Annotated in this window: 8 protein-coding genes; 4 read left to right on the top strand and 4 right to left on the bottom strand. The window is 73.6% G+C overall.

Going from position 1 to position 8,136, the window contains the following annotated elements; all coding sequences use genetic code 11:
• Positions 1 to 47: 47 nt before the first annotated feature.
• Positions 48 to 1,331 carry an adenylosuccinate synthase gene (locus ACFV0Q_RS34470; protein WP_385010891.1) on the bottom strand — a complete coding sequence of 428 codons (1,284 nt, stop codon included), beginning with the start codon at positions 1,329 to 1,331 and terminating at the stop codon, positions 48 to 50.
• A 184-nt stretch (positions 1,332 to 1,515) separates the two neighbouring features.
• On the opposite strand from ACFV0Q_RS34470, the gene ACFV0Q_RS34465 reads away from it, so the two are divergent.
• Positions 1,516 to 2,322, top strand: coding sequence for a diacylglycerol kinase (locus tag ACFV0Q_RS34465; protein WP_385010895.1), 807 nt, complete (start codon positions 1,516 to 1,518; stop codon positions 2,320 to 2,322).
• 40 nt (positions 2,323 to 2,362) lie between these two features.
• On the opposite strand, the gene ACFV0Q_RS34460 is transcribed toward ACFV0Q_RS34465, so the two are convergent.
• Positions 2,363 to 2,845, bottom strand: coding sequence for a GbsR/MarR family transcriptional regulator (locus tag ACFV0Q_RS34460; protein ID WP_385010893.1), 483 nt, complete (start codon positions 2,843 to 2,845; stop codon positions 2,363 to 2,365).
• 75 nt (positions 2,846 to 2,920) lie between these two features.
• Between ACFV0Q_RS34460 and ACFV0Q_RS34455 the strand changes: the two genes are divergently transcribed.
• On the top strand, positions 2,921 to 3,814 hold the full coding sequence (locus tag ACFV0Q_RS34455) for an ATP-binding cassette domain-containing protein (protein WP_385010889.1): 894 nt from the start codon (positions 2,921 to 2,923) through the stop codon (positions 3,812 to 3,814).
• A complete protein-coding gene (locus ACFV0Q_RS34450; RefSeq protein WP_385010887.1) occupies positions 3,811 to 5,385 on the top strand; it encodes an ABC transporter permease in 1,575 nt (524 codons plus the stop codon). Before ACFV0Q_RS34455 ends, ACFV0Q_RS34450 begins: the two co-directional genes overlap by 4 nt.
• 37 nt (positions 5,386 to 5,422) lie before the next feature.
• On the opposite strand, the gene ACFV0Q_RS34445 is transcribed toward ACFV0Q_RS34450, so the two are convergent.
• Complete coding sequence (locus tag ACFV0Q_RS34445; RefSeq protein ID WP_385010885.1) at positions 5,423 to 6,100, bottom strand: response regulator; 678 nt, start codon at positions 6,098 to 6,100, stop codon at positions 5,423 to 5,425.
• On the bottom strand, positions 6,097 to 7,392 hold the full coding sequence (locus tag ACFV0Q_RS34440; protein WP_385010884.1) for a sensor histidine kinase: 1,296 nt from the start codon (positions 7,390 to 7,392) through the stop codon (positions 6,097 to 6,099). The genes ACFV0Q_RS34445 and ACFV0Q_RS34440 overlap by 4 nt, the downstream gene beginning before the upstream one ends.
• 206 nt (positions 7,393 to 7,598) lie before the next feature.
• Between ACFV0Q_RS34440 and ACFV0Q_RS34435 the strand changes: the two genes are divergently transcribed.
• Positions 7,599 to 8,009: a DUF2690 domain-containing protein gene (locus ACFV0Q_RS34435; protein ID WP_385010883.1), complete on the top strand. Its 411-nt coding sequence runs from the start codon at positions 7,599 to 7,601 to the stop codon at positions 8,007 to 8,009.
• Positions 8,010 to 8,136: the final 127 nt, after the last annotated feature.

The raw sequence follows: 8,136 nt of genomic DNA, 5'->3' as shown, positions 1-8,136 counted from the left end.
CGACGGCCGCCCCCTCGGAAGGTGGTGCGGTGTTCGTGCAGGGGGGCCTACAGGAACGAGTTGATCTCGATCGTCTCGGTGCGGCCGGGGCCGACGCCGATCGCGGAGATCGGGGCGCCCGACATCTCCTCCAGTGCCTTGACGTACGCCTGGGCGTTCTTCGGCAGGTCGGAGAAGGTCTTGGCCTTGGTGATGTCCTCGGACCAGCCCGGGAGGTTTTCGTAGATCGGCTTCGCGTGGTGGAAGTCGGTCTGCGAGTACGGGAGCTCCTCGACGCGCTTGCCGTCGATCTCGTAGGCCACGCAGACCGGGATCTGCTCCCAGCCGGTGAGGACGTCGAGCTTGGTGAGGAAGAAGTCCGTCAGGCCGTTGACGCGGGTCGCGTAGCGGGCGATCGGGGCGTCGAACCAGCCGCAGCGGCGGTCACGGCCGGTGGTCACGCCGCGCTCGCCGCCGATGCGGCGCAGGTCCTCGCCGTCCTGGTCGAACAGCTCGGTCGGGAACGGGCCGGCGCCGACGCGGGTCGTGTACGCCTTCAGGATGCCGATGACGCGGCTGATCTTCGTCGGGCCCACGCCGGTACCGGTGCAGGCGCCGCCCGCGGTCGGGTTCGAGGAGGTGACGAAGGGATACGTGCCGTGGTCGACGTCGAGCAGGGTGCCCTGGCCGCCCTCGAAGAGCACGACCTTGTCGTCGTCCAGCGCGTTGTTGAGGATCAGGGTGGTGTCGGCGACGTAGCCCTTGATCTGGTCCGCGTACTGGAGCATCTCCTCCACGATCGCGCCCGCCTCGATCGCGCGGCGGTTGTACAGCTTCGCGAGGAGCTGGTTCTTGCCCTCCAGCGCCGCTTCGACCTTCTGGGTGAGGATCGACTCGTCGTAGAGGTCCTGGACGCGGATGCCGATGCGGTTGATCTTGTCCGCGTACGTCGGACCGATGCCGCGGCCGGTCGTACCGATCTTGCGCTTGCCGAGGAAGCGCTCGCCGACCTTGTCGAGGGTGACGTTGTACGGCGTGATCAGGTGCGCGTTGCCGCTGATGAGCAGCTTGGAGGTGTCGATGCCGCGCTCGTTCAGGCCGCGCAGCTCGGAGAGCAGGACGGCCGGGTCGACGACGACGCCGTTACCGATGACCGGGGTGCATCCGGGGGAGAGGATGCCGGAGGGGAGAAGGTGCAGCGCGTACTTCTGGTCGCCTACGACGACCGTGTGGCCGGCGTTGTTGCCACCCTGGTAGCGCACTACATAGTCAACGGATCCACCGAGCAGGTCGGTGGCCTTTCCCTTGCCCTCGTCACCCCACTGAGCTCCGAGCAGCACAAGAGCGGGCACAGGCGTACACCTCTTCCGGATGGGGCATGTCCAAGGTCAGGGGGCGTACGACGATGTACACCGCAGGCTGAGCCGTCGGACCGGTACCCCGGAATAGACGAAGGCCCTGGCGCAATAGCGCAAGGGCCTCTTGCACAAAGATGCTACCCGAGGAAGGACCGAGGTGTCGGCTCCAGAGCCCACCATGAGCCATGCGGGCGCGCCGGTAGGCGGCCTGCTGGTGCTCGTCGACCCGGTCGCCCGCCGTCTTGACGGCGAGTCGGTGCGAATCGCGAAGGATGTGTTGTCAGCGGGGGCGGCGGCGAAAATCTGCCTCCCGGATTCGCAGGAGGAATTTGCGCGGGCCCTTGCCCGCCGGGGTCATCGGCGGCCGGTGATCGTGGGCGACGACCGGGCGCTGGTGCGGGCCGTGACGCTGCTGCACCGGGAGCGGGGGCCCGTGGAACGGGCGGTTTCGCTGGTTCCGGTCGGCCCGGCGGGGTCGCTGGCGCTGGCCCGCTCGCTCGGCGTGCCGCTGTCGGCGGTGCTCGCGGCGCGGGCGGCGCTGGACGGGGTTTCCCGGCCGCGGGACCTGCTGGTCGACGACAGCGACGGGGTGGTGCTGGGCGGGCTGCGGATCGCCGGGGCGCCGGCGGGCGCGGCCGCCCGGCGTGGCGGGGGGTACCGGTCGCTGCTGCGGACGCTGCTGCCCGGACCGGCGGGGGCGGCGGCGCCGCACCGGCTGAGGGTGGAGGTCCGGGTGGACGGGGTGGTCCTCGCGGACGTGGACCAGCCGGTGGAGGACGTGTCGGTGCGGACCGGGGAGGCGGGTGGCCCGGCGGAGGTGGTGGTGCGGGTGGCGGGGGGTGCGGCGCTGGTGGGGCGGGCGGAGGCGGTGACGGTGTCCGGGGCGGACTTCCGCTACCGCGCCGACCACGTCCTGACCGGCCCGGTCCGCCGGCGCACCTGGACCCACCACCCTGCGGCGTGGTCCCTGACCCTGCCCCGCTGAGCCCCCCGGGCCCCGCAGGGGTCCCGGGGTACCGCCCCGGCTACGGGAGGTCCAGCGTCGCGCGGTGGGCGCGCCAGCGGTCCATCATGGCGAGCATCTCGCCCTGCAGGAACTCGAAGAACGCCGCCGTCTCCGCGACCCGCGCCCCCGCCGGGGTGTCCGCGCCGAGGCCCGTCGCGCCGTCGCGCAGGGTCTTCTCCCACAGGGTCAGGACCTGGTCCCGTCGGGTGAAGGTCTCGTACCAGAGCTCGTTGTGCAGCACGTACCGGTCCCGCCGGGAGCCCGGCTCGCGCTCCCGGCTGACCATGTTGACCTGCGTCAGGTAGGACACGGCGCCCGAGACCGCCGCCGGGCTGATCCGGAGCGTCTCGCTCAGTTCCGCCGAGGTCATCGCGCCCCCGTCGCTCGCGAGCAGCCGCGCGAAGACCCGGGCGGCCATGCGCTGCATGCCCGCTTCCGTCAGCTGCGCGGCGAACCGCTCCACGAAGCGGGAGACCGCTTCCTCGTCCCGTCGTACGTCCATCGCATCGGCCACCCGTCAGACTTTACGCGATTCCCTATCTTCACAATTTTGTGAAGTAAGCGTACGTTCGGAAGCATGACGAAGGCAATCAGCGTCGCCGGACTCCACAAGGCGTTCGGCCGCACCCACGCACTCGACGGGCTCGACCTCGACGTCACCGCGGGCGAGGTGCACGGCTTCCTCGGCCCCAACGGCTCCGGCAAGTCCACCACCATCCGGGTCCTGCTCGGCCTGCTGCGCGCCGATGCCGGAACCGTCGGCCTCCTCGGCGGCGACCCGTGGGCCGACGCCGTCGCCCTCCACCGGCGCATCGCCTACGTCCCCGGGGACGTCACCCTGTGGCGCAACCTCTCCGGGGGCGAGGTCATCGACCTCTACGGACGGCTCCGCGGCGGCCTCGACCGCGCCCGCCGCGCCGATCTGCTGGAGCGCTTCGACCTCGACCCGACCAAGAAGGGCCGTACGTACTCCAAGGGCAACCGGCAGAAGGTCGCCCTCGTCGCCGCCTTCGCGTCGGACGTCGAGCTGCTCATCCTCGACGAGCCCACCTCCGGCCTCGACCCGCTGATGGAGGAGGTCTTCCAGGGCTGCGTCGCCGAGGCCCGCGCCGCTGGCCGCACCATCCTCCTCAGCAGCCACATCCTCAGCGAGGTCGAGACCCTCTGCGACCGCGTCAGCATCATCCGCGCGGGCCGCACCGTCGAAACCGGCACCCTCGCCGAACTGCGCCACCTCACCCGTACGTCCATCACCGCCGAGCTCGCCGGACCGCCGAACGGCATCGCGCACCTGCCCGGCGTGTACGACGTCGACGTGCGCGGGCTGAAGGTCAGCTTCCAGGCCGACACCGACAAGCTGGACGCCGTGCTGCGCTCGCTGACCGCGTCGGGCGTGCGGTCGCTGACCTCGACCCCGCCCACCCTCGAGGAGCTCTTCCTCCGCCACTACACCGAGGCGACCGCACGATGAACCGACAACTCGCGGGCACCGGCACGCTGCTCCGGCTCGCCCTGCGCCGCGACCGCGTGATGCTGCCGGTCTGGGTCCTCGTCACCGGACTGCTGGTGGCGGTCATGCCCGGCTCGCTCGGGAAGGTGTACGCCACCGCCGCCGAACGCGCCCAGGCCGCCGCCTCGATGAACGCCAACGGTTCGATGCGCGCCCTGTACGGGCCCGTCTTCGGCGACTCCCTCGGCGCGCTGACCTCCTGGCGGATGGGCGTCTACGGGGCCGTACTCGCGGCCGTCATGAGCCTGACCATCGTCATCCGGCACACCCGCGAGGAGGAGGAGACGGGCCGTCAGGAGCTGCTCTCCGCCGCCATGGTGGGGCGCCGGGCACCGCTGACCGCGGCCCTGCTCGCCGCGCTGGTCGCCAACGCCGGCGTCACCCTCCTCGTCGCGGGCGGACTCGCCGCGCAGGGCGGGCCCGGCGCCCTCGCACTCGGACTGGCCGTCGGCGGCGCCGGGCTGCTCTTCGCCGGGGTGGCGGCCGTCGCCGCCCAGCTCACCGAGAGCGCCCGGGCCGCCAAGGGGCTCACCTCCGCCGTCCTCGGCGCCGCGTTCGTCCTGAAGGCGGCCGGTGACGCCGGTACGCCCGGCGGCGGATCGGCCCTGACCTGGACCTCCCCGCTCGGCTGGGTGGAGAACGTACGGGCCTTCGCGGGCGAGCGCTGGTGGGTGCTCGGGCCGCTCGCCGCCGGTGTGGCGCTCTCGGCCGGGGCGGCGTACCTGCTGTCCGGCCGCCGGGACCTGGGCATGAGCTTCCTGCCCGCCCGCCCCGGACCGGCCGAGGGGCGGATCGCCACCGCCGGGGGGCTGGCCTGGCGGCTCCAGCGCGGCGGCCTCATCGGCTGGAGCGCGGCCTTCCTCGTCGCCGGGCTCGTCTTCGGCGGCATGGCGGACGGCGCGGCCGAGGTGGTCGGGGGCAACGAGAAGACCCGTCAGATCATCGAGCGGATGGGCGGCCAGAGCGGGCTCACCGACGCCTTCCTCGCGGCGATGGCCGGGCTGCTCGGCATGACCGCCGCGCTCTACGCCGTCTCCTCCGTGCTGCGCCTGCACGGTGAGGAGACCTCGCAGCGCGCCGAACCGCTGCTCGCGAACGCCGTCGGCCGGCTGCGCTGGGCCGGCGGACACCTCGCCGTCGCCTTCGGCGGCTCGGCGGTGATCCTGCTGCTGGCCGGGCTCGGACTGGGCATCGGGCACGGCCGGGACATCGGCCCCGCCGTGGGCGCCTGCCTCGCCCAGCTCCCGGCGGTCTGGCTGATCGGAGCCCTGGCGGCCCTGCTGCACGGCGCCCTCCCGAAGTACGCGGTGGCCGGCTGGGCCGTCGCCGGGACCGTGCTGGCCCTCGGCTGGATCGGCCCCGCCCTCGACCTCCCCCGGGCCCTCCTGGACCTCTCGCCCTTCGCGCACCTGCCCCGGCTCCCCGGCCCCGAGGTGTTGCACTGGGCCCCGCTGCTGACCCTGACCCTGCTGGCGGCGGCCCTGGTCGCGGCGGGGCTGGGCGCGCTGCGGCGGCGGGACCTGATCGCCTAGGCCGCCGCCCGGCCACCGCTCGGCTTCCGGCGGCGGCTCAGGCCTGGCGGCCCGGACCGCCGGGGACGACCAGGCCCGTCTCGTACGCCACGACGACGGCCTGGGCCCGGCTGTCCAGGGCCAGCTTGGTCATCGTCCGGTTGAGGTGGGTCTTGACGGTCGCCTCGCTGATGAAGAGCAGCTCGGCGATCTCCGTGTTGGACAGCCCCCGCGCCGTCAGGCGCAGCACCTCCCGCTCGCGGGCCGTGAGCGCGTCCAGGGCGGCGGGGGTGTCCGGGACCGGGTCCGCGCGGTTCACGTAGGCCTCGATGAGGCGCCGCGTCACGCTCGGGGCGAAGAGCACGTCACCGCGGGCCACCGCCGCGACCGCCTCGATCAGCCGCTCGGGGCCGGTGTCCTTCAGCAGGAAGCCGGAGGCTCCGGCGCGCAGGGCCGCGTACACGTACTCGTCGAGGTCGAAGGTGGTCAGCACGAGGACGCGGGGCAGCGGGTCGACGGCCTGCGCGAGGATCCGCTCGGTGGCGGCGGTGCCGTCCAGGCCGGGCATGCGGATGTCCATCAGGATCACGTCGGGCCGGGTGGCGGCCGCGCGGTCCACGGCGCTCTCGCCGTCCTCGGCCTCCCCGACGACCTCGATGCCGGGTGCCGCCTGGAGCAGTGCCACGAGTCCGGCCCGGATCAGGATCTGGTCGTCGACCACGAGGACCCGGATCATGCGGGCGGCCGGTTCTCCGGCCCGGCGGGGCGCGCGGCGGGGACCGGAAGGGTGAGGCGCACGCTGAATCCCCCCTCGGGCCGTGGGCCGGTGACCACCGTGCCGCCGTAGAGCCTCGCGCGTTCGCGCATGCCGATCAACCCGTGCCCGGGCCCGGGGGCAACGTTGGCCGGATCCGGTCGGCCGCTGCTGTTCCCTTTGCCGTCTTTGTTGCCGCCGTCGTCGGTGACCGTGACGGCCAGGGTCTGCGGGAGGTACGTGACGAGGACCTCGACGCGTGCCGACCGGGCGTGCTTGATCACGTTGGTGAGGGCCTCCTGCACGACCCGGTACGCGCACAGCTCCACGCCGGGCGGCAGCGGCCGCGGCGTACCGCTGGTGCGCAGGCCGACGGGTACGCCCGAGGCGCGCACCCGTTCCGCCATGCCCGGGAGGCCCGCCAGTCCCGGTATCGGCGCGTACGGGGTCCGCTCGTCGCCCCGGTCGCCGTCCGCGTGCGGAGCGCCGGCGCGGGCGTCCGGCTCCTCGTCGCCGCCCGAGCGCAGCAGGGTGAGGATGCGGCGCAGCTCGCGCAGGCCCTCCTGGCTGGTCTCGGCGATCGTGCCCAGGGCCGTGCGGGCCTTCTCGGGCGCGGACGGGAACACGTAACCGGCCATCCCCGCCTGGACGCTGATCACCGACATGTGGTGGGCGACCACGTCGTGCAGCTCACGGGCTATCCGCCGCTGCTCCTCGGAGACCGCCCGGCGGGCCCGCCACTCCTGTTCGCGGTGCAACTGGGCGGTGACGGCGGCCAGCTGGCGGTTGCGTTCGTCGAGCAGGCGGGCGCCGTTGCCGAACGCCCACACCACGGCCGGGACGATCAGCGCCTGCACCACCGTCACCAGCAGGCCCAGCTCACGGGCGCTCTGGCCGCTGTAGAAGACCACGGCCGCCGTCAGCGCCGCGCAGGCGGCGGCCGTACGGGGCGGGCGGCGGGCCGCGACGCCGTACAGCGCTATCGCCGGGCCCCAGAAGTTGAGGGAGGGCTGGTACCCGGCCGCCAGGTACCCGGCGAAGGCCAGGCAGGACGCGACCAGGACGGGCACGGGAGCGGCCCGGCGCACGGCGAGCGGCAGCCCGACCAGCGCGGTCAGGAGGTAGGCGGTGGCGTCGAACGGGGGCCAGCCCGCCGGGTGGTACTGCTGTCCGGCGACGGCCGCCGCGGCGGTCAGCCCCAGGGCCAGCACGGCGTCGGCGAGCCGCGGATCGACGGAGCGGAGCCGGTCAGCCGGCCAGGCCCTGGTGCGCATCGGCGAACCCTACGCGGGGGCGCGGGCGGCGGTCGTCATACCAGGGGTGTAGCGGGCGGGGCCGCCGTTCTGACGCAGAGGTTTACCGCCGGGGTCCACTCAGCGGTTGACGCCGTACGGGGGCCGCGCGGGGGACCGTACGGGGGTCCAACCGACAGCACGCCACCCGGCGTGCGGATCACCTCGACGGCACACAGGGGGATCACATGCAGTTCACGAAGAGGGCCGCCGTCCTGACGGCGGGCGTCGCACTGTTCGCCGGTATCGGATTCACCGGCACGGCCGCGCGCGCGGCGGACACCGGGGCGCTGGCCTGCTCCACGAGCAACGCCGTCACGAAGAAGACGGCCACCGTCGACTCCATCCACATCGAGCTCCGGTACAGCACGTCGAGCCGCTGCGCGTGGGGCCGGATCTACTCGGCCGACCCGGGCGACAAGGTGTGGGTGGACCGCTCCAGCAACGGCGGCAGCACCTGGACCGGCCCGATGGGCATGACCACCGTCCAGTCCGGCAGCGACACCCACACCGGGGCCTTCGACGACGCGGGCTACGTGATGCGGGCCTGCGGCTGGAACGACACCACCGGCACCACCCGCTGTACCGGCTGGTACTGAGCCCCTTCCGGCCGTGGGGGGGGGGGGGGCGCCCGGGGGGGGGGGGGGGCCGGCGGGGGGGGGGGGGGCGGCGGCGAGGGCCACGGCGGCCCCGAGAAAAAAAACACAGGGACGCGGCGGGGGGCGG

Source organism: Streptomyces sp. NPDC059564, assembly GCF_042735575.1.
In the GTDB taxonomy this organism is placed as follows: domain Bacteria; phylum Actinomycetota; class Actinomycetes; order Streptomycetales; family Streptomycetaceae; genus Streptomyces.
The sequence above is the reverse complement of the archived record's forward strand: the minus strand, read 5'-3'. Positions and strand labels throughout refer to the sequence as shown.